Raw genomic sequence first — 20,958 nt, 5'->3', positions numbered from 1 at the left:
CCATGGAGAAAATCGCACCGATTCCGATGCAGATGCGCGCGTATAAGCGGATTTCATGCAAATGGCAAAGGGATTCTATTGCCTCAACCAAGCGCGTTGAGTTGCGACAGATCCTGCCCGCTGATCAGCTGGATGTCATCGAGGGTCAGCCCCTTGGCACCTAACAATTGGGCGGCGTCTTGCCCGTCGACAATAACATGGGTCAGGTTTTCGTTGTCGGCATCGGTCTCAATGCGGATCTCCGGGTCGTCCTCGCCCTTCCACGAGATCAGCAGTTTGTCCTGCCCAGGTTCAAAATCCATGACCTTGACGGTATCTTCGTCGTCCTCGGCGTTCAGGTGGATGCTGTCAGCGCCTTCGCCTCCGGTCACGATATCGCCGCCATGCGCAAATATGGTGTCATCGCCGGCACCACCGTTCAGGAAGTCGACAGAGTCTTCACTTTCGCCATCCTCGCCAATCAAAACATCTTGGCCATCGCCGCCAAACAAAACATCTTCGCCGGCACCGCCATTCAGGGTGTCGTCGCCGAAACCGCCATGCACCGCATCCGCGCCTGTGCCACCTGTCAGGGTGTCGTTGTCCTGACCGCCATACAGGTTGTCATCCCCGTCGCCGCCATCCAGCTGATCCTCACCGAAATGGCCATAGAGAGAGTCGTTGCCATCATCACCGGACAGGATGTCATCATCATCCTCGCCATGCAAAACATCGTCGCCTTCGCTGCCCTGGATCGTATCACTGCCATCGCCGCCATGCAGGGTGTCATCACCCATACCCCCGAGCACCGTGTCGTCGCCACCGTAGCCGTTAATCTGGTCGTCGCCATCCTGACCGGTCAGAACGTTTGTGTCGTCGTCTCCGCTCACAACCAGATCGCCCTCAAATTCGGTGATAATGGTCCCGGTCGAAAGTTCAGGTTCTTCGACATTTTCGTCGATCTCCAGGAAATTGCCGTCAGAGACCTCTTGCGGCTCGTCTTCGATGGTCTCGTCTTCTTCGGTGTCGTCCTCGGCCTCGAGAATACCGCCCATCGCATAGGCTGCTCCGCCCATTGCGGCCAGGCTCAGGAATCCTAACAGAAACATGGTAACCCTCCGAGAACGCACTGCTCCGAGGGTGAAATATCCCATGCGATCAGTCAGTTGGTCAAAGCCAAGCTGAACTTGTGGTTAACCGTCGGTCACCACGGTTCGGGCTGTTGGGTATAGGCGATGTAAAGCGGATGCTTGGGGTGTCCGGCTTTGGTCAGCCCTAAATGAAACAGTTGCTGACCGGTGCCGCGCAGAAGCGTCTCAACCGCCGGGCCGCGGTCCAGATGCGCACCATGGGTGCCCCATGCGGCGATGACCTGATCGGCCCATTGAACACCGTCCAATATGGCCGCGTCATTCTCGGGCCCAACCGGGTCGCCGGCAGCGCGCATCTTGCGCGGGTCAGTATCGCGCCAAGCAAAGATGTTGGTCACCTGAAAGGCACCAAACCCCAACGCCCGCGCCCGACGCTCACAACGTTCGACTGTTGGGTCATTCTGCACCTCGGTTGCGGTAGAGGGGTTCAGCATCACGAACAACGCCTTGCGCCCGTGCGGGTCCCAGATGCGGGTCAGGCTATAGCGATACTTCTCGCAGTCGGAATAGATGGCGGTCGAGGGCGCATCGCCCTTGGTGTGCGTTCGGGTGATCATGCCCTTCGCCTAACACGTGGATTAGTTGACGAACACCCGGCTGGGATGCAATTCACCGGATTTATAGATACCCACGGCCACAGCCTTGCCGTCGAGCGAGGCCCAGGCCTCATCTCCGTATTCCGCGTCCGAGGCCAGCACCATTCCCGGATTGCCGTTGCGCAGGCGGGTGGCACCTTCGGGGGTGCATTTCAGCTCGGGCAATTCTGCAAGACCGGTTTCCAGCGGGTGCAGGTATTCGTCCAGCGCAGTGGTCTTTGCCATCTCGTCGATCTGTTCGATACTCAACCCGTCTTCGACATCGAATGGGCCGGACCAGATGCGGCGCAGTTCCCGGACGTGTCCGTGGCATCCCAGCGCTGCGCCCAGATCGCGTGCGATTGAGCGGACATAGCCGCCCTTGCCGCAGGTCATTTCCAACGTCACGTGGTCTTCGTCGGGGCGGTCGACCAAAATCAACTCCTCAACCCATAGCGGTCGCGCGGCCAGTTCCACATCTTCGCCATCGCGGGCCAGCTTATAGGCGCGCTGGCCGTCGATTTTCACGGCCGAGAACTTGGGTGGGACCTGCATGATATCACCCAGAAACGGGGCCAGCGCCTGTTTGATATCGTCATCCAAAGGGCGCGCATCGCTGCTCGCAATCACTTCTCCTTCGGCATCATCGGTATTGGTGGCCTGACCCAAACGCACAGTGAATGTGTATGCTTTCAACGCGTCGGTGATATAGGGAACGGTTTTGGTCGCCTCGCCCAAAGCTACGGCCAGAACGCCGGTTGCTTCGGGGTCCAGCGTGCCCGCATGGCCCGCCTTCTTGGCATCCATCGCCCAGCGTACCTTGTTGACTACTGCGGTCGAGGTCATGCCCGCGGGCTTGTCCACCACCAGCCAACCGGAAATGTCGCGACCCTTGCGTTTGCGTCCCATTCTACACCTTGAATCTTGTCGAGGCGCGCGACCTAGCGGATCGCTCTGCCGCTGTCAATTTCAGGGCGTATCTTCGACCACGCCCACAATCGGGCCAAGCGAAAACCCGACATCCGACCGATTGCCCGCGCGTTCATACATCCGGGAGATATTGCCGTCGAAGAACAGTGCATTTGGCGTTTCCAGCACATCCCGGAACAGGCTGCCGAACTCATGAAAGGTGACATAGTCATCCGAGATCGCAAAAACTGCCCGTGTCCCATCCGCGCTGGTACCAACGCCGTTGCGGACATAACGCGAGGTCGAATCGGGCAGGAATCGCGGGTGCAATTCCCCGTCGATGACCAGCATAGGACCGGATTGCGTGGCGAATTGGCATTGCGGAGCCTGATCAACGTAATCCAAGGTTTCGAACACGTCGGCACGGCCCTCGCGGATGCAAAACACCCCATTCGGCAGCAAGCCGAAATTGCCGGGACCGGCATTCGGGATCACGCGCATCTGTTCCTGGCCGTCTTCGACGTAATGTCCGACAGGCGAGCGGTCGTCATGATACATGCCAGCATTCATTGCAAATGCCAGACGCTTTCCCTGTGGGGCCAGTGCCTCGTTCACAGATGAGAAATGGCCCAGCACGTCGCCTTCCTCATCGTTGAGAAATAAACGCAGCTCTTCGCCAACGGCGTCCACCTCGCAAATGGTGTACCGCTTGTCCTCATGGGTCACCTTTTCGCACGTAACCGCAGAGGCTTGCGCGGCCCAGAAGACCGCGCCCAAAATGACAAATGTGCGGATCACTCGTCCAGATCGCGGCGCACCGCGTCCTGATCGAACATGCGACGTGTGTCGTCCAGTCGATCAAACGTGTCATCCAGACGGAACCGCAGATCGGGCGAGAATTTCAGGCCGACCTTTTTGCCAACCATGCGTCGCAGCTCGCCCTTGTTGCGCGCGAGCAGTTCGATCACGTCCTCCTGCCCCTTGCCGCCCAGAGGCAGCACATAGGCAGTGGCGATCTTCAGATCAGGTGAGGTGCGCACCTCGCCTACGGTGATCGACATACGGTTCAGGTCGGGGTCGTGGACATCTCCGCGCGCCAGAACCTCGGACAGGGTGCGACGGATCAGTTCGCCGACGCGCAGCTGTCGTTGGGACGGGCCGGGGCCATCGTGGAATTTGTTCTTTGCCATATCCCCGATCTAAGCGCAAAGCAGGGCTTTGCCAAGCGGGCGCGAACCGGGTAGGAGGCTTTGAGCCGAATTCAACAAGAGGACCAGCGCAATGACCCATATTCCGGGTATCGTCATCACAGGGGCTTCGGGCCGTATGGGGCAGATGCTGATCAAGACAGTGACCGACAGCGATCAGGCGCGTCTGGTGGGCGTAGTCGAGCGTACCGGCCATGACTGGATCGGTCAGGATGTAGGCGAGGCGATGGGTGGTCAGGCGTTGGGTGTGAAAGTCACCGATGATCCGCTGGAGGCGTTTTCACAGGCGCAGGCGGTGATCGACTTCACCGCGCCTGAGGCGACGCTGGAATTTGCGGCATTGGCCGCGCAGGCGCGCTGCGTGCATGTGATCGGCACCACCGGCATGACGGATGAACAGATCGCCGCGCTGGAACCGGCCTCACGCCATGCGGTGATCGTGCGCGCGGGGAACATGAGCCTTGGCGTCAATCTGCTGGTGCAACTGACCAAAAAGGTCGCCGCTGCGCTGGATGAGGATTTCGACATCGAAGTGATCGAAGGGCATCATCACCATAAAGTCGACGCACCCTCGGGTACCGCGTTGATGCTGGGCGAGGCTGCTGCCGAGGGGCGAGGCGTCAATCTGGCGGACGTGTCTGACCGGGGCCGCGACGGCATCACCGGCGCCCGCAAGCGGGGCGACATCGGTTTTCACGCCATTCGCGGCGGCGACATCGTGGGTGAGCATGACGTCCTGTTTGCAGCGCCCGGTGAGCGCATCGTCCTTCGCCATCTGGCGACCGACCGTGCGATCTTTGCCCGTGGCGCGCTGAAGGCGGCACTGTGGGGGCAGGGCAAAGCGCCAGGTCAGTATGACATGGTGGATGTGCTGGGGCTTTAATCGCCTTTAGCGGAACGCCGCAATACCAGGCGGTTCGGCGCCTTCGTCCTCGATCCGTGAAAACAGTGCGCCTAATCGCTGATCCCAGGTCGGGTACTGGCCTGTACGTGCATATGTCAGGCGTTCGGCCCCTATAGATATGCCAAGGGGTGCTGCCTGCCCGCCAATCACAACCTCGCCGATTTCGGTCCAGTTGTCCGACGGCGGGTAAGCGGTGGGGGCCGTTTCATCCGTGCCGCCCAGCCGATAGTAGACGCCCATTGTCACAAGGTACTCATCACCAAACGGGTCGGGGAAGAAAAAGCCCGAGGCATCGCGTGCAGCCAATGCCTCGGCCTCATCGCGCAACAGAACCTTTTCGGTGAATGGTAAGCCTAACGCGTCCAGCACCGGGCGCATGTCATCGGCTTGCGGCACACTGACAAATGCGATGCGGGACGGGTCGAGGTCAAAGCTCTGAGTCAGAATTTGCATCATCAGCCGGGTCATGGCTTGCCCATCAGCATCAGCGGGATGACAGCCGACCTCGTGAAACATCGGCAACACGTCTGCACGTGATTTTTCATCAACATCCGCAACGCGCGCCAAAGGCTGAATCACATAAGCGCCCGAAGGCAGAACGGACTGATCGAAATCATGCCGCAACCCGCCATTATAGTCGTCGACCCCCGAGGCCAGCGACAGGGGCTCAGCCTCATTAAAACCAAGCTCGGAGAACGCGGTTCTCAGTTGATTGAGTGTTTTTTCGAACTCCTGTTCGAACGTGTCATTCTGGTCAGCTGCAGCAGCCCCCACGCCCGGAAACAGCGTTCCGACCGTTGCTGCGGTTCCAAGCTGAACCACCCGACGCCTGTTCAATCCCATCAGAGGCCTCCCCTTTGAACTGGATACGGTCGAGCGTATCACAGATGTGGCCGCCAACGGTTAAGGGATTGTGAAAATGCGCGATACTGGCGTTTTGCCCAGTAATTCATAGGTCCTTGATTTTGTCGGCTTGGAGCGGGCAGGCGAGATACACGCCAAATTCAGTCCCGATATCGGCACTGACACGGGCGTGAACCTTGCCTTGCCGGTCGAGGAAACGCTGATTGTCTTCGATCGGGAAAATCCCCTCGTGCCAAATGCCGGGATGGATATAGAGACCTCGCGAGCCGTCGCACCAAAACGCCACGACTTTGTCGGGCGTCAGATTGTCACCGGGCAACGCGACGGGCACGATGAAAGGCTTGTTATCCAGCGGCCAGAACATCTGCCCGCCATCGGGGTGATAGTTCATGTGCCACAGCAGCACCTGATCACGCGGGGCGGTCTGCTGGTCGGTCTGCGCCTTTTGCGGATCTGCAGACCAGCCCAGAACATAATGGCCTTTGACGGCTTCGTTCTCACCATAGAGCACGTCGCCCTGCCAGTCGCATTTGAACGTGCCTTCGACCCAGCCGCCCTCGTCACCGGTTCCTTCGTCAATCGGTCTCCAGCCCTGCGGCGGCCAGCGCACAATTTCAATCTCAAAGGAAGCGGGGTCATCAACAAGACAGCCATAACCTTTCACCGACTCTTCCGTGGCCCGGATCAGAGGAACCTCATGCCAGGGTAGAGACGGTTTTGAGCTGGCTTCAAAAATGTATTCCTGTGCGCTCATGACGCCCCCAGATGCCGGTCGACCATGCGCTGCACCATTGGTGCAAAATGGGTGAAATCCGGGGTCTTCATGTTCGCCCGCTTGCCCGCTTCGTCCAGATAGCGGACCTGAATGATCTCTTTGAGGTTCGGATTGGCCTCGAAATCGGTGACCTCTTCAGCGCTCATTGGTCCGCCCTGCAGTTCCAGCGTATGGATCGAAGCGGTGGACAGGCGGTTAAAATATTCAGGCTTGGTCGCGCAGAGATACCGTTTGGCTGCCACGTGATAGCGACAGCAATCGGTGATGACTGAGGGGAAGAACTGTTCCAGCACTTCGGCCCCCGCATCCTCATGATGGCGATCCTGGGTATCGTCGGGGTGATACGTGCCGAACTCGGATGTAAAATGTCCGATATCGTGCAGCAATGCGCCGACGATGATTTCTTCGGGCTGGCCGTTCTGCTCTGCGATGGTGGCCCCTTGCAGCATGTGCTCGGCCATGGTCACGGGTTCCCCCAGATATTCCTCGCCGCCGCGACGGTCGAAGATATCTCCGATGAAGGCCACGATATTGTCTCGGTTCAGGGTCGAGAAATCGGGTTTCATTCTGCCGCCTCCGGCTGGGTCATCTCCATCGCGGCCAGAGTGGACAGCAGCCCGTCCTTATCTGCGTAGCAACCTTGCAGCCAGCGTGAACCCGCGCCGGAATAGCCCAGACGTGCGTGCAGAACGCGGGTGTTGTCGACGATGAAACTTTCGCCCGGTTCCAGCTTGAACGACACGCCCATGGCCGGATCATCGATGATCTCGCCAAGCTGGCGGTAGGCGGCATAGTATGCCTCCATCTGATCGAAGGGCACATCAACGAAGGGTGCGGAAGAGCGGTTGTTGAATCGAATGCCGATCAGCTCACCATCCGGCGACAGTTCGATCATCGGGCGGCGCGAACGCAGGCAGACACCGTCCGAGCCTTTATATTCAAAGCGGGCAGGATAGCCAGCCAGCAAAGCAAAGCCTTCGGAGTTCTGTTCGCGTAGCTTTTCAGCGGCGCGGAAGCCGTCAACCACGATGGAATCACCGCCTTCGGCACTGTTTTCCAGGCAATACAGAATTTGCAGCGTCGGCACCGGATCGCGGTAGGGGTTGTCAGTGTGCGCCTGCAAACCAAGTCCGGTATAGGCTAGGTTCGTCGGGTTCACTTCGGTCCGAACCTCGAAATAAGGTCCGTAGTTGGTTTGGCGGACATAGCCGAACAGATCAGCCACCTTCAGCAGGGATTCCGGTTCGGTCGGGCCTCCGGTCAGCTTGGCAAAGCCGTACTCGGCCACTGCCGCCAGCCACCCGCGCTTAGCCGCTGGGTTGGCATGGACCGTGTTCCAATCGGCGCTGGGCGCATCGATCCCGCGCTCCCAGGTGGTGATGCCGGGAGCGGTCCGCCCGGTGGGCAGACTACGGTCGCGGTCATAGCTGTGTTCGGCCAGCCAATCGGAGGGGAAGGTGACGGTCTTACCTTCGGGTTGGAACGTGACGGTCAATTCTCCGTTGCTGACCTCGGCGGCGCTGACCGAAATGTCTGAGGGGATATCACCGATGGTGATCAGACGCTGACCATTGCCGGGCGAGCGGGTCTCAGAATCCAGCGCATTGTCGCGCAGCCAGATTGCATGGAAGCGAGCCTTTGTGCCGGTGTCGAATTCAACGGTCACGACCGAGGCGTCATGGGTGGCAAAGCGCAGCATGGGGGGTCTCCTGTTCAGCGCGGGCTTTGGTTGAGCAGATACGCCCCTTATGGCATTACGACAATTAATCCTTCTTTCTGCTGAGGCTTGGAAAAACTTATGGCTAAGAAAAAGATCGGGTTGCCGCCTTTGGATTGGTTGCGCGTTTTTGAGGCGGCGGGACGTTTGGGCGGTTTTTCGGCGGCGGCGCGGGAATTCGGGCTGACGCAGGCAGCCGTCAGTCAGCGGATTGGTAACCTTGAGGCATGGTTGGGGCGCACGTTGTTTGTACGCGAGGCGCGCGGCGTTTCGCTGACGGTCGAAGGCGAAAGCTATCTGCCCTTGGTGCAGGACAGTTTGCAGGCGCTCGAGCGCAATACCGAGGATCTGTTCGGAAAATCCCCCCGCGAATTGCGCGTGGCCGGGTTGTCCTCGAACATCCATGCGCTGGTGGTGCCCAGCCTAGCCCGGTTTCATGAGTTGCGCCCGAAGGTGCGTGTACTGACGGATTCGGTGGCGCGGCGGTCGTCACTGGATGAAGAAAAGACATGGCTGCAAATCCGCTACGGTCGCGGTGCATGGCCCGGGCGGGATGCCGAACTGATCGCGCCTGAAGTGCTGGTACCGATGGCGGCTCCGGGTGTTGAATGGGATGCGCCTTTGATTGATCTGCGCGGGGAAAGGCCGGGCTGGCGGGATTGGGCGCGGAAGACGGATCAGGGCGACGTGACGACGTCGAACATCAGCTTCGATTCAATGGAACACGCGCTTTCGGCGGCGCGTCAGGGAATGGGCGTGGCGTTGGGGTCGGTGCCCTTGGCCAAGGCGGATCTGCAGGCCGGACGGTTGCGCAGGCTGAACCTGCCAGAGCTGAAAACGCGCGATGGGTATTGGCTGACATGGCCCGAAGATCGCGCCAAATCGAAGAAGCAGCGCGCGCTGATCGCGGAATTTCTGGAAGCTTTGCGCGGATAGGCGATCAGAAATCGACTGCGATGCCCTTCTTCTCCCAATCCCCGTAACGGGCCGGATCGGGGCCATCACGACCACCCAGTTCCTTGGGCATCTCTTTCGCCTCGGCCTCGGCTTTTTTGCGGCGCTCTTCGGCTTCGGCCAGGGCGCGCTGGGCGGCGGGCGGCAGGTCTTTGCGGTCGTCACTCATGACATCGGGTTCCTTTCCGTGCATGGGCTTGATATACGCCCGCGTCCGCCATTGGCAATGCGGGCGAGGTTTTTATCAAAGGCGATTCCATGTCCGACAACGCAACAGCGGCTCGACGCAGCGCGATCTATCTGCTGGATCAGATACTGGGGGAAGGACGGCTGCTGTCCGAATGTTTGGCCGCCGGCGCACTGGATCGTCTGGGGCCAGAAGATCGCGCACGTGCGCAGCGCCTGACGTTGGAAACCCTGCGTGGGTTGGAACGCGCGGATCGTCTATTGGACAACCACCTGAATCGCACCCCCGCTTTGACTGTTCATAACGCCCTGCGCCTTGGCGCGGTTGAGCTGTGCCACGGAGAAGCGGCGCATGGGGTGGTGAATTCCATGGTCGAGATCGTAGGTAGGTCACGCAAGCACGGGCGCCTGAAGGGTCTGGTGAACGCAGTGCTGCGCAAAGTGGCTGCCGAAGGGCCGGAAGCGTGGCCCAAAATGCGCGTTCCGCGTTTGCCGGAATGGCTGCGCGAACCGCTGATCATGGCCTGGGGCGCAGAGGCTGTTGCAGGCATGGAGCAGGCACAGTTTACGGGCGCGCCGCTGGATATCTCGCTGAAACCCGGCGCAACCGGCCCCGGAGAGGCGCTGCCAACGGGTTCAATGCGGTTGCACGATGCAGGTCAGGTTTCGGCATTGCCGGGCTATGGCAACGGCGATTGGTGGGTTCAGGATGCGGCGGCAGCTATACCTGTCCGAGTACTGGCACCAAAACCGGGCGAAAAGACTCTGGACCTTTGCGCGGCGCCGGGTGGCAAGACGTTGCAACTTGCCGCCGCAGGGGCCGACGTGACAGCGCTGGATGTGTCCGAAAGCCGTTTGGAACGGGTGCGCGAGAATCTCAAACGCACCGGGTTGACGGCCACGGTCATCGCAGGTGACGCGCTGGAACATCAGGGTCAATATGACGCCATTCTGTTGGATGCACCCTGTTCCGCTACAGGCACGATCCGTCGTCACCCGGACCTGCCCTTCGCCAAAGACGGTTCAGAATTCGGCGGTCTGATCGAATTGCAGGCGCAGATGCTGGCGCATGCCTGGACCCTGCTGAAACCCGGCGGGCGGCTGGTCTATTGCACCTGTTCCCTGCTGCCGGATGAAGGCGAAGTTCAGGTCGAGGAAGCTTTGGACCAGTATCCCGACCTGGCCATCGATCGCGATGCGCTGAGTGTTGATGGTGTCGAACAGGACTGGATCACCGAAGAAGGCGGCCTGCGCCTGCGGCCCGATTACTGGGCGGATCGCGGCGGGATGGACGGCTTCTATATCGCCTGTCTGAACAAATCGACCTGACTTCACGCTTTTCGATGACTTGACGATCGCCCCGGTCTATCGTTGGGTCTCAGGCGCCAGCAGAGCGCAAGGGGCAGAGTAACGAGCGTAATGTCTAAGACAGATACCATGACCGATCGGTTGACACGGTTTCAGAACCGTCTCTACGCGCGGCTCAGCCAGCGGCGCAAGGCGGTCTCGGGTTTTGTTGGCGAGCCGGAACCGCGCACGGTAGGCTCATTTGCGCGTGGGCGTCAGTTGGTGGCTGGGAATTTGCTGTTTGCTGGCTATCTGGTCGAGGCGCAGGATACCGAGCTGTGGGACGTGGTCGCGCCCAGCACCGGGTTCGACAATGAACGCCACGGTTTTGCCTGGTTGGATGACTTGGCCGCGGTTGGTGACATGCGCGCCCGTGAAAAAGCACAGCGATGGGTTTGGGGCTGGATTGAGGCGCATGGTCGGGGCCATGGTCCCGGCTGGGCGCCGGATCTGACGGGGCGCCGCGTGATGCGCTGGATCAACCACGCGATTTTCCTGCTGCGCGGCGCGGACGAGAAACAAAGCAGGATGTTCTTCCGTTCACTGGCGCAGCAGAGTTGGTTTCTGTCTAAGCGCTGGAAAGCAGCAACGCCGGGTCTGCCCCGATTTGAGGCGCTCGCCGGTCTGCTTCAGGCAGGTCTTGCACTTGAGGGGCTGGAACAGATGTCGGATCCCGCCCTGCGGGCTCTGGCCCGTGAATGTGACAGCCAGATTGACGAACAGGGCGGTATCCCGACCCGCAACCCTGAAGAACTACTTGAAGTTTTTATGTTGCTGTCGTGGACTTCGGCTGCGCTCAGCGAGTTGGGGCGGGGCACGCCCGCAGCGCAGGCGAGCGCCATCAAGCGCATGGCCCCAACCTTGCGCAACTTGCGCCACTCGGACGGGGCGCTGGCCCGGTTTCATGGCGGTGGCCGCGGGGTCGAGGGACGTCTGGATCAGGCGCTGGCGCAAAGTGGTGTGAAGCCATATCACGTTGCGGGTTTGTCCATGGGATTTTCCCGACTTTATGCAGCTAGAACCAGCGTGATTGTCGATGCCAGCCCTCCGCCTAAAGGTGCTGCATCCTATAACGCCCATGCCTCGACCCTTGCGTTTGAACTCACGTCGGGCCGCAGGGCGCTGGTTGTCAACTGCGGGTCGGGCGAAAGTTTTGGGATGGATTGGCGGCGTGCGGGTCGGGCGACACCATCGCATTCGACGCTGTGCCTTGATGGCTATTCAAGCGCGCGTCTGGCACCGCCGACGCCGGGCGCGGAACGTGAGGCTTTGGTGGATGCACCGCATAAGGTGCCGATTGACTTTGAGGACGCCATTGAAGGCACGCGTTTCATGGCGGGTCACGACGGGTATACCAAGGTTTTTGGCCTAACCCATGCCCGCACTTTTGAGCTGCGCTTTGATGGGCGTGAGCTGGCCTGCGAGGACATTCTGCTGACGGCCACCGACAAGGCGAAGCGGCAATTTGACAAGGCAATCGATGCTTCGGGCCTGAAAGGCATCGCTTTTGATATCCGGTTTCACTTGCATCCCGACGTTGATGCGGCGCTGGATTTGGGGGGTGCAGCAGTCTCGATGGCGCTCAAAAGTGGTGAGATCTGGGTTTTCCGCCATGATGGCGTGGGAAAATTATCTGTAGAACCAAGTGTTTATCTCGAAAAAGGCAGATTAAAGCCACGCGCGACAAAACAGATCGTTCTATCCGGGCGCGCAATGGAGTATGCGACCCGCATCCGGTGGACGTTGAGCAAGGCTCAGGACACAGCCTATGCCGTACGCGATCTGCACCGGGACGAGCCCGAGTTTGACTGACGCCAAAAGGACCTTTGGACCCATGACCGATCTTCACCCCGTGCGCCGCGCGTTACTTTCCGTTTCCGACAAGACCGGGCTGATCGAGCTGGGAAAGGCACTGGCCGAGCGCGGGGTCGAGTTGTTGTCGACCGGTGGAACCGCCAAGGCGCTGCGGGATGCAGGGCTTGAGGTGAAGGATGTCAGCGAGATCACTGGCTTCCCCGAGATGATGGATGGCCGTGTCAAAACACTGCATCCCATGGTGCATGGCGGTCTGCTGGCACTGCGTGACAACGAAAGTCATGTGGCGGCGATGGATGAGCACGGCATCGGTGCGATAGACCTGCTGGTTGTGAATCTCTATCCGTTCGAGGCAACTGTTGCCAAAAGCGCTGATTACGACACCTGCATCGAGAATATCGATATCGGGGGCCCCGCGATGATCCGAGCGGCGTCCAAGAACCATGCGTTTGTCAACGTCGTCGTGGACGTTCAGGACTATGACGCGCTGCTTGGCGAATTGGCGGCCAATGACGGTCAGACTTCCTATGGATTCCGTCAGAATCTGGCGCAGACGGCCTATGCCCGTACCGCGGCCTATGACGCGGCCGTGTCGAACTGGATGGCCGATGCGCTGGCCGCAGAGGCCCCGCGCCGTCGCGCTTTTGCCGGTGAGTTGAAACAGACTCTGCGCTATGGCGAAAACAGCCATCAACAGGCAGCCTTTTACACCGATGGCACCAACCGCCCCGGCGTTGCGACCGCCGTACAGCATCAGGGCAAGGAACTGAGCTACAACAACATCAACGACACTGATGCCGCATTCGAGCTGGTTGCCGAGTTCAACCCGGCCGACACTGCCGCTTGCGCCATCATCAAACACGCCAACCCCTGTGGCGTGGCCAAAGGCGCAACCTTGCTTGAAGCCTACAAGGCCGCCTTCGACTGCGACCGTACCTCGGCCTTTGGTGGCATCGTGGCATTGAACCAGCCTTTGGATGCTGAGACCGCACAGGAAATCACCGGGATTTTCACCGAAGTTGTGATTGCTCCCGGCGCATCAGACGAGGCGAAAGCAATCTTTGCCGCCAAGAAAAACCTGCGTCTGCTGACCACCGAAGCCCTGCCAGACGTGACCGCCGGTGGCAAAATCGTGCGTCAGGTGGCCGGTGGCCTGCTGGTACAGGACAAAGACAATGGCTTTGTCGGTATGGATGACCTGAAAGTCGTCACCAAGAAGGCTCCGACCGCGGAACAGATGCGCGACCTGTTGTTTGCGTGGAAAGTGGCCAAGCACGTCAAGTCCAATGCCATTGTCTACGTCAAGGACGGTGCGACCGTGGGCGTTGGTGCGGGGCAGATGAGCCGCCTGGACTCGGCCATGATTGCCGCGAAGAAAGCCGAACGTATGGCGGATGCGCTGGGCTTGCCGCAACCGCTGACTATCGGGTCCGCCGTGGCGTCTGACGCATTCTTCCCCTTCCCCGATGGCTTGATGGAAGCGGCCGAGGCTGGCGCAACCTGCGTTATTCAACCGGGCGGCTCGATGCGGGATGACGACGTGATCGCTGCCGCAGACGAGGCCGGTCTGGCCATGGTCTTCACCGGCATGCGCCACTTCCGCCACTGATGCGTTATCGCCTGCTTCTCTGGGCCGCACTGGCTGCGTTTCTGATCGACCAGATCAGCAAGTATCTGGTCGTTCACGTGATGCGCGTGGCCGAAGGGAATATCGATGTCCTGCCGCCGCTGCTGGTGTTCAAATACGGTGAGAATCGGGGCATCAATTTCGGCCTGTTCCAAGGCAATACCGAGGCCGCCCGCTGGGCGCTGATTGGTGTTTCCGTCGCCATCTCGATCGGTGTTTTACTGTGGCTCTGGCGATCAGCCCCGTCAAAACTGATGTTAGTATGTGGCGGATTGCTGATCGGGGGCGCGATGGGCAATGTCATAGACCGTTTGCTTTATGGCTATGTTCTGGATTTCCTGAACATGTCATGCTGTGGCATAAACAATCCCTTCGTGTTTAACTTGGCCGATGTGTTCATTTTCGCCGGAGCGATCGGTTTGGTGCTGTTCGAAGGTAAAAAGCCCTCGTGACGTGCCATTTGAAATGCGATAAAAGCGCCTGAAACAGGCTGGAGACTCTGATGCGGCTGCCGCGTTCCATATTAGCTTTGACATTGGCCTTTGCGGCTGCGGGGTGTTCCGATATCGGACTGCGCCATCTCGAAGCACCCGGGCAGGGGCCAGATGAATTCTCGGTTCTGCCTGTCAAACCACTGACACAGCCCAAGGATTACGCTTTCCTACCTGCGCCTACGCCAGGTGGTGAGAACCTGACAGATCCGAACCCCAAGGCCGAAGCCGTCGTTGCCCTTGGTGGGAGCGAGTCTTCGTTGAACGCAAATACGGCAATTCCGTCCACGGATGCCGCGCTTGTTACCGCCTCCAGCCGGTATGGCGTCCCGGCGAATACACGGCAGGTGGTGAACGCCGAGGATGCCGAGTTCCGCAGAAAGCAGGGCCGTTTGACGCGCTTGCGCTTGTTCAATGTGGATCGCTACTCGCAGGTGTACCGGCGCGAAACGCTGAACCCTGACATTCAGAACGAAGCCGCGCGTCGAGCCGGAATTGAAACACCTTCGTCGCCGCCGGTAGATGAATAATCTTTAACTTTTCGTCATTAGCCTTGAACCCGCGCGGCGCAACCGTAGTTTGAACACCATAAATCAAACGGAGGACGCCCCATGGTTCGGGCCCTGGCACTGTCGGCTGCCCTGATCGCCGCAACACCTCTTGCCGCCAGCGAGGGGCATGAGGCGGTGACTACATTTACGCTGGACAACGGCATGGATGTCGTCGTGATCGAAGACCACCGCGCGCCTGTTGTGCAGCATATGGTGTGGTATCGCGCCGGGTCGGCGGATGAACCCGTAGGATCATCGGGCGTAGCGCATTTTCTTGAGCACTTGTTGTTCAAAGGCACTGACACTTTGGCCCCGGGCGAATTTTCCGCAACCGTTGCAGCCAATGGCGGCACCGACAACGCGTTCACGTCATACGACTACACTGCGTATTTCCAACGTGTCGCAGCTGACCGGCTGGAATTGATGATGCGGATGGAAGCGGACCGGATGCGCAATATCCGCCTGAGCGAAAATGACATTGTCACTGAACGCGACGTGATCCTTGAGGAACGCAACCAGCGCACCGACAACAGCCCGCGTGCGCTGTTCGGTGAACAGATGAGCGCGTCGCAGTACCTCAACCACCGCTACGGTGTTCCGATCATCGGCTGGCGGCACGAGATGGAAACGTTGGACATGGAGGACGCGTTGTCCTTCTACCAAACCCATTATGCGCCCAATAACGCTATTCTGGTCGTCACCGGTGATGTCGAACCAGACGAGGTCAAATCGCTGGCCGAGCAATATTACGGCGTGATCCCTGCCAACGCTGATCTGCCCGAGCGGGTCCGGTCGCAGGAGCCGCCGCAAACGGCAGAACGCCGTTTGACATACAAGGATGCGCGTGTGTCGCAGCCTTATGTTCAGCGTAGCTATCTCGCACCAGAGCGCGATCCGGGTGAGCAGGAAAAAGCGGCCGCTTTGTTCTTATTGGCGGAACTTTTGGGCGGCAGCACGACGTCATACCTGAACGAAAAGCTGCAGTTTGAGCAGCAAAAGGCAGTCTATACCGGCGCTTTCTATCGTGGCGTTTCGTTGGACGACACCACCTTTGATCTGCTGGTCGTTCCGGCCGCGGGCGTGTCTTTGCAAGAGGCCGAGGATGCGATGGATCAGGCTGTTGCCGATTTCATTGCCGAAGGCGTGAACGAAGAGGATCTCGATCGGATCAAGATGCAGCTACGGGCGGCTCAAACCTATGCACGTGACAATGTGGACGGGATCGGCAATCGCTATGGCCGCGCGCTGACCAGTGGCCTGACTGTCGAAGACGTTCAGGCTTGGCCCGATATTCTTCAGGCTGTTACCGGAGATGAGATCATCGCTGCCGCGCGCGAGGTGATACAACCGGAAACATCGGTCACCGGCTGGTTGATGCACGACGATGAGGTGACGCAATGAAACGGATATTCGCAACACTGATCGCTTTCGTCATTGCGCTACCTGCATGGGCTGAGATCGAGATCGAAGAAGTCACTTCTCCCGGCGGTATTAAGGCCTGGCTGGTCGAGGATCATTCGATCCCCTTTGCAGCGCTAGAGCTGCGTTTTCGTGGTGGCACCTCGCTGGATGATCCCGATAAACGCGGCGCAGTTTACCTGATGAGCGGCCTGATCGAAGAAGGCTCCGGTGACATGGACGCTCGCACCTATGCGCGCGAGTTGGAGTCGCTGGCAGCCTCGTTCCGGTACAATGCAACCGATGACACGGTGTCGATTTCTGCGCAGTTTCTGACCGAAAACCGGGACGACGTGATCGACCTGCTGCGCACCACCATTCACGAACCCCGCTTTGATCAGGATGCTGTGGACCGAGTAAAGGCGCAGGTGCTGTCCGGTCTCAAATCCGACCAAACCGACCCAAATGATATTGCAGGTCGCAACTTTGCCCAGATGGCATATGGCGATCATCCTTACGGAACCGAAGGTAAGGGCACGATCGAAAGCGTGTCAGCCCTGACCCGCGATGACGTGGTCACAGCGTATCAGGATGTCTTTGCCAAAGACCGGATGTATGTCGGCGCGGTGGGAGATATCACAGCCGAAGAGTTGGGCGCCTTGCTGGATAAACTACTGGCCGACCTGCCGGAAACGGGCAAGCAGATCCCTGAACGCGCCGATGTGTCCATCCCTGGCGGTGTCAGTGTGGTCGAGTTTGACACGCCGCAATCCGTGGCCTTGTTTGGTCAAGCTGGTATTGACCGCGACGATCCCGATTTCTTTGCCGCCTTCATCCTAAACCACATACTCGGCGGTGGCGGGTTTGAAAGCCGCCTGATGCAGGAGGTTCGCGAGAAACGCGGTTTGACTTATGGCATTGGCACTTACCTGGTGCCCAAAGATCTGGCTTCGGTCTATCTGGGATCCGTGTCGTCCAGCAATGATCGCATTGCCGAAGCTGTCGAGGTGATCCGCGACGAATGGGCCCGAGCAGCGTCCGATGGTGTCACGCAAAAGGAACTGGATGATGCGAAAACCTATCTGACCGGTGCGTATCCGCTGAGGTTTGATGGCAACGGGCAAATCGCCGGGATCATGGTCGGAATGCAGATGGAAGACCTGCCAATCGACTATATCGCCACCCGCAATGACAAGGTGAATGCGATCACGCTGGAAGAGATCAATCGGGTCGCCGCAGAACTGCTCGACCCGGAGGCGCTGCATTTCACCGTGGTTGGCAACCCCGTGGGTCTGGAAACCACGAACTAAGTGATTGGGCTGAGCGCTGCTCAGCCCTTTTTCATGCTGCGCAGCATCTGTCCCATCATCTGGCCGAACTTGCCTGATCCTCGCTGGTAAAGCGCGCCATCGACGGCCAGAACCGTGCCGCTGATATAGCTTGCCAGATCAGAGCTGAGGAACAGGCAGGCGTTTGCCACGTCCTGCGGCTGACCCCAGCGGCCCAACGGAACGTCCTTGCGCAAGGCCTCTCCGGCATCCGGAGTGGGGGCCAGGCGTTTAGCCCCTTCGGTGCCCTCGATAAAGCCAGGAACGACCGAGTTCACGCGGATGCCCTCGACGCCCCATTCCATCGACAATGTGCGGGTAATCTGATCGACGCCTGCCTTGGCGGCACAGACATGGGCCTGCCCTTCGTAGGGCAGATACGATTGCGGAGCCGAGATGTTGATGATGCTCGCTCCGGGGCGCTTCAGGTAAGGATAGGCCCCCTTCATCACGTGGATCGTGCCCATTAGGTCGATATCGATCACGGTCTTGAACGCATTGACCGACATTTCCGCCGCCAATGCCGGGAAATTGCCTGCCGCGCCAGACACCAGAACGTCGAAGTCACCGAATGCGTCGTGGAATTGCTTAAGGCCCTCGGCCACCGCCTCAGGGTCACGCACGTCAAACGCCGCACCGATTGCATCCTGTGCACCCTCGGCTTTCAGTGCGGCAACGGTGTCATCGACCTTTTCCTGTGAACGGCTGGCGACGGCCAGTTTGGCACCCGAGGCCGCAAAGGCCTCGGCAATGCCGCGATTGATACCGCTGGTTCCGCCAATGACGATGACGGTTTTTCCTGAAAAATCCATGTAGGCCTCCCTTGGAGGGGAGCCCTACTCGCCGTAGGGCACCCAGATGTTCTTGATCTCGGTCGAAGCCTGAAGGAACCGGCGGGAATGGTCCATGCCCCAATCGAATGCCGTCGCGTTATTCACCCAGGTCCGTTTCAGGTTCCCGGCCGAGACGACCTCGATCTCTTTTGACAGGTCGGTGGATGAGAATGACCAGACCGCATCAACATTCAGGTGCGAGGCCAGCGGTTTCGCCAATTCCGCATGGCTGCCGGTCAGGATGTTAACCACACCAGCCGGGACGTCCGAGGTTTCGAGGATTTGGTAGAAATCGGTAGCCGCCAGCGGGTAGGGCTCTGACGCCACCAGAACCGTCCGGTTGCCCATCGCAATTGCCGGAGCCATGGTTGAGACCAGACCCAGCAGTGGCGCCTCATCCGCGCAAAGCACGCCGATGACACCAACGGATTCTTTCATGGCAATCGCCACGCCACGGATCGGAACGCCGTGCACCTGACCGTCGTACTTGTCGGCCCAGGCGGCGGCTGTGAACAGACGCTGGATTGAAGCTTCGACCTCTTTCGCGCCGTCCTTTTTGCCGGTCATCGCGTCGATGCGAGCGGCAAACTCGTCGGCGCGGGCCGAGAGGTTTTCGCCGATGTAATACAGGATTTGCGCCCTCAGGTGGCCAGTGGTCTTGGACCAGCCTTTGGCCCCCGCCGCAGCCTCAACCGCGTTGCGGACGTCCTTGCGATTGGCGAGGCCGACGTGGCCCAACAGCCCGGGCTTGCCCCAAACGGGTTTCGAATAGCCGCTATCAGGCCGCGCCTGCTTGCCTCCGACATACATCTTGGCGGTACGGTCAATAGGATCGACCGGAGCGCCTTCACCGGTCCCCGCTTCGACCTTCGCCAACGGCTTAGCTTTGCCCTTGGGCTTGGTGTACGCAGTCAAGCCTTCCCAGCCGCCTTCACGGCCAAAGCCGCTTTCGCGCACGCCGCCGAATCCGGCTGCCGCGTCGAACAGGTTGGTGGCATTCACCCAAACCACGCCCGCGACCAACTTAGGTGCGATATCCAGCGCGAGGTTCACGTTCTCGGTCCACACAGTCGCTGCCAGCCCGTAGCGAGTATTGTTGGCCAGTTCGACTGCCTCTTCCGGTGTGCGGAAGGTTGAGGACACCAGAACCGGGCCAAAGATTTCTTCCTGCATCAGCGGGTCGGATGTTTCGAGTCCCGAGATCAGTGTGGGTGGGTAATAACATCCGTTCGCAGGCAGATCGCACGCGGCTTGGTGCACGTGACCAGCGGTGTTGCTTTCGACCATGCTTTTGATGGTTTGCAGTTGGACCGGGTCTACAACCGCGCCAACATCAATGCATTTATCCAGCGGATCGCCGATGCGCAGCTTGTCCATCCGTGCGCGCAACTTGTCATGGAAGCGGTCAGCGATGCCTTCCTGCACCAACAGGCGCGAGCCGGCACAGCAGACCTGCCCTTGATTGAACCAGATCGCGTCGACCAGACCTTCGATGGCTGAATCGATATCGGCATCATCAAAGACGACGTAGGCCGACTTGCCACCCAGCTCCAATGTCAGTTCCTTTCCGGAACCCGCGGTTGCTTCACGGATGCGGCGACCCACAACGGTCGAGCCGGTAAAGGCGATCTTGTCCACGTCTGAGTTCACGATCATCTCGCCCACTGCGCCGTCACCAGTGACGATGTTGACCACGCCTTTGGGCAGCCCGGCCTGCGTGCAGATGTCAGCAAATAAAAGTGCGGTCAGCGAAGTGTACTCGGCTGGCTTCAGAACCACGGTGTTGCCCATCGCAAGTGCCGGGGCAATCTTCCACGCCAGCATCAACAGCGGGAAGTTCCACGGAATGATCTGCCCGCAGACACCCAACGCCTCAGCGTCCGGCAGTTCGCTTTCCATCAACTGCGCCATGCCCGCGTGATAGTAGAAGTGCCGCTGCGCCAGCGGGATGTCGATATCACGTGACTCCCGGATCGGTTTGCCGTTGTCGAGGCTTTCCAGTACGGCAAACAGACGCGAATGCTTCTGCAACAGGCGCGCAATAGCATAAAGGTAACGGGCACGGCCTGCGCCGCCCAGCTTCGCCCACTTCGGTTGCGCCTTGCGCGCGGCAGCGACAGCAGCATCCACATCGGCCTGTTTCGCCTGTGTCAGCTTGGCCAGAACCTCTCCTGTCGCTGGGTTGCGGCTCTCGAACCCCTTACCCGGCTTGGTAAAGGCACCGTCGATGTAGTGACCGAATTTGTCGCCCTGATCGACCAGCCAGGCCAGCGCTTCAGCCGCGCTTTCGGGGGCGGGGCCATAGTCCATGGTTTCGAAAATCTCTTTGACTGTCATTGTTCTTGT

Annotated in this window: 21 protein-coding genes; 9 read left to right on the top strand and 12 right to left on the bottom strand. The window is 59.5% G+C overall.

Going from position 1 to position 20,958, the window contains the following annotated elements:
- Positions 1-83 precede the first annotated feature (83 nt).
- The 5 genes from ACR0AK_RS19295 to rbfA form a co-directional block, all read right to left on the bottom strand.
- Positions 84-1,088: a calcium-binding protein gene (locus tag ACR0AK_RS19295; protein ID WP_480794594.1), complete on the bottom strand. Its 1,005-nt coding sequence runs from the start codon at positions 1,086-1,088 to the stop codon at positions 84-86.
- 95 nt (positions 1,089-1,183) lie between these two features.
- Entirely contained in the window at positions 1,184-1,687 is a 504-nt protein-coding gene (locus ACR0AK_RS19290; RefSeq protein WP_170562163.1) for a DUF1643 domain-containing protein, read from the bottom strand.
- Positions 1,688-1,708: 21 nt separating this feature from the next.
- Positions 1,709-2,614 (bottom strand): tRNA pseudouridine(55) synthase TruB, encoded by a 906-nt coding sequence (truB, locus tag ACR0AK_RS19285; protein WP_480794593.1) that lies wholly within the window; start codon positions 2,612-2,614, stop codon positions 1,709-1,711.
- 60 nt (positions 2,615-2,674) lie between these two features.
- Positions 2,675-3,412 carry a phosphodiester glycosidase family protein gene (locus tag ACR0AK_RS19280; RefSeq protein ID WP_480794592.1) on the bottom strand — a complete coding sequence of 246 codons (738 nt, stop codon included), beginning with the start codon at positions 3,410-3,412 and terminating at the stop codon, positions 2,675-2,677.
- Entirely contained in the window at positions 3,409-3,804 is a 396-nt protein-coding gene (rbfA, locus tag ACR0AK_RS19275) for a 30S ribosome-binding factor RbfA (protein ID WP_170562172.1), read from the bottom strand. Before rbfA ends, ACR0AK_RS19280 begins: the two co-directional genes overlap by 4 nt.
- A gap of 91 nt (positions 3,805-3,895) precedes the next feature.
- On the opposite strand from rbfA, the gene dapB reads away from it, so the two are divergent.
- Complete coding sequence (gene dapB / locus ACR0AK_RS19270; protein WP_480794591.1) at positions 3,896-4,705, top strand: 4-hydroxy-tetrahydrodipicolinate reductase; 810 nt, start codon at positions 3,896-3,898, stop codon at positions 4,703-4,705.
- A gap of 6 nt (positions 4,706-4,711) precedes the next feature.
- On the opposite strand, the gene ACR0AK_RS19265 is transcribed toward dapB, so the two are convergent.
- The 4 genes from ACR0AK_RS19265 to tmpA form a co-directional block, all read right to left on the bottom strand.
- Entirely contained in the window at positions 4,712-5,569 is an 858-nt protein-coding gene (locus ACR0AK_RS19265) for a hypothetical protein (RefSeq protein ID WP_480794590.1), read from the bottom strand.
- Positions 5,570-5,675: 106 nt separating this feature from the next.
- Entirely contained in the window at positions 5,676-6,344 is a 669-nt protein-coding gene (locus tag ACR0AK_RS19260; RefSeq protein ID WP_480794589.1) for an ureidoglycolate lyase, read from the bottom strand.
- Positions 6,341-6,931: a (R)-1-hydroxy-2-trimethylaminoethylphosphonate oxygenase gene (gene tmpB / locus ACR0AK_RS19255; protein WP_170562181.1), complete on the bottom strand. Its 591-nt coding sequence runs from the start codon at positions 6,929-6,931 to the stop codon at positions 6,341-6,343. Before tmpB ends, ACR0AK_RS19260 begins: the two co-directional genes overlap by 4 nt.
- Positions 6,928-8,064 carry a 2-trimethylaminoethylphosphonate dioxygenase gene (gene tmpA / locus ACR0AK_RS19250; protein WP_170562182.1) on the bottom strand — a complete coding sequence of 379 codons (1,137 nt, stop codon included), beginning with the start codon at positions 8,062-8,064 and terminating at the stop codon, positions 6,928-6,930. Before tmpA ends, tmpB begins: the two co-directional genes overlap by 4 nt.
- A gap of 99 nt (positions 8,065-8,163) precedes the next feature.
- Here tmpA and ACR0AK_RS19245 point away from each other — a divergent pair, with 99 nt between their 5' ends.
- The gene (locus ACR0AK_RS19245) at positions 8,164-9,018 is read left to right on the top strand and encodes a LysR family transcriptional regulator (RefSeq protein ID WP_480794588.1); all 855 of its coding nucleotides are present in this window, start codon (positions 8,164-8,166) and stop codon (positions 9,016-9,018) included.
- A gap of 4 nt (positions 9,019-9,022) precedes the next feature.
- Here ACR0AK_RS19245 and ACR0AK_RS19240 read toward each other — a convergent pair whose 3' ends face one another.
- Positions 9,023-9,205, bottom strand: coding sequence for a DUF1674 domain-containing protein (locus ACR0AK_RS19240; protein ID WP_480794587.1), 183 nt, complete (start codon positions 9,203-9,205; stop codon positions 9,023-9,025).
- A gap of 89 nt (positions 9,206-9,294) precedes the next feature.
- On the opposite strand from ACR0AK_RS19240, the gene ACR0AK_RS19235 reads away from it, so the two are divergent.
- The 7 genes from ACR0AK_RS19235 (at position 9,295) to ACR0AK_RS19205 (ending at position 17,761) form a co-directional block, all read left to right on the top strand.
- Positions 9,295-10,551: an RsmB/NOP family class I SAM-dependent RNA methyltransferase gene (locus ACR0AK_RS19235; RefSeq protein WP_480794586.1), complete on the top strand. Its 1,257-nt coding sequence runs from the start codon at positions 9,295-9,297 to the stop codon at positions 10,549-10,551.
- 90 nt (positions 10,552-10,641) lie between these two features.
- Entirely contained in the window at positions 10,642-12,381 is a 1,740-nt protein-coding gene (locus ACR0AK_RS19230) for a heparinase II/III family protein (protein WP_480794585.1), read from the top strand.
- Positions 12,382-12,403: 22 nt separating this feature from the next.
- Positions 12,404-13,993: a bifunctional phosphoribosylaminoimidazolecarboxamide formyltransferase/IMP cyclohydrolase gene (purH, locus tag ACR0AK_RS19225; protein ID WP_480794584.1), complete on the top strand. Its 1,590-nt coding sequence runs from the start codon at positions 12,404-12,406 to the stop codon at positions 13,991-13,993.
- The gene (gene lspA / locus ACR0AK_RS19220) at positions 13,993-14,463 is read left to right on the top strand and encodes a signal peptidase II (protein WP_480794583.1); all 471 of its coding nucleotides are present in this window, start codon (positions 13,993-13,995) and stop codon (positions 14,461-14,463) included. The genes purH and lspA overlap by 1 nt, the downstream gene beginning before the upstream one ends.
- Before the next feature lie 50 nt (positions 14,464-14,513).
- Entirely contained in the window at positions 14,514-15,032 is a 519-nt protein-coding gene (locus ACR0AK_RS19215; RefSeq protein ID WP_170562199.1) for a DUF3035 domain-containing protein, read from the top strand.
- Positions 15,033-15,113: 81 nt separating this feature from the next.
- Positions 15,114-16,454 (top strand): M16 family metallopeptidase, encoded by a 1,341-nt coding sequence (locus tag ACR0AK_RS19210; RefSeq protein ID WP_170562202.1) that lies wholly within the window; start codon positions 15,114-15,116, stop codon positions 16,452-16,454.
- Positions 16,451-17,761, top strand: coding sequence for a M16 family metallopeptidase (locus tag ACR0AK_RS19205; RefSeq protein WP_480794582.1), 1,311 nt, complete (start codon positions 16,451-16,453; stop codon positions 17,759-17,761). The genes ACR0AK_RS19210 and ACR0AK_RS19205 overlap by 4 nt, the downstream gene beginning before the upstream one ends.
- Positions 17,762-17,781: 20 nt before the next feature.
- Here ACR0AK_RS19205 and ACR0AK_RS19200 read toward each other — a convergent pair whose 3' ends face one another.
- On the bottom strand, positions 17,782-18,591 hold the full coding sequence (locus ACR0AK_RS19200) for an SDR family oxidoreductase (protein WP_480794581.1): 810 nt from the start codon (positions 18,589-18,591) through the stop codon (positions 17,782-17,784).
- Between the two features lie 24 nt (positions 18,592-18,615).
- A complete protein-coding gene (locus ACR0AK_RS19195; RefSeq protein ID WP_480794580.1) occupies positions 18,616-20,949 on the bottom strand; it encodes an aldehyde dehydrogenase family protein in 2,334 nt (777 codons plus the stop codon).
- Between the last annotated feature and the right edge of the window lie 9 nt (positions 20,950-20,958).

The organism is Ruegeria sp. BI12, from assembly GCF_056537985.1.
This window is presented reverse-complemented; position numbering and strand designations above follow the sequence as displayed.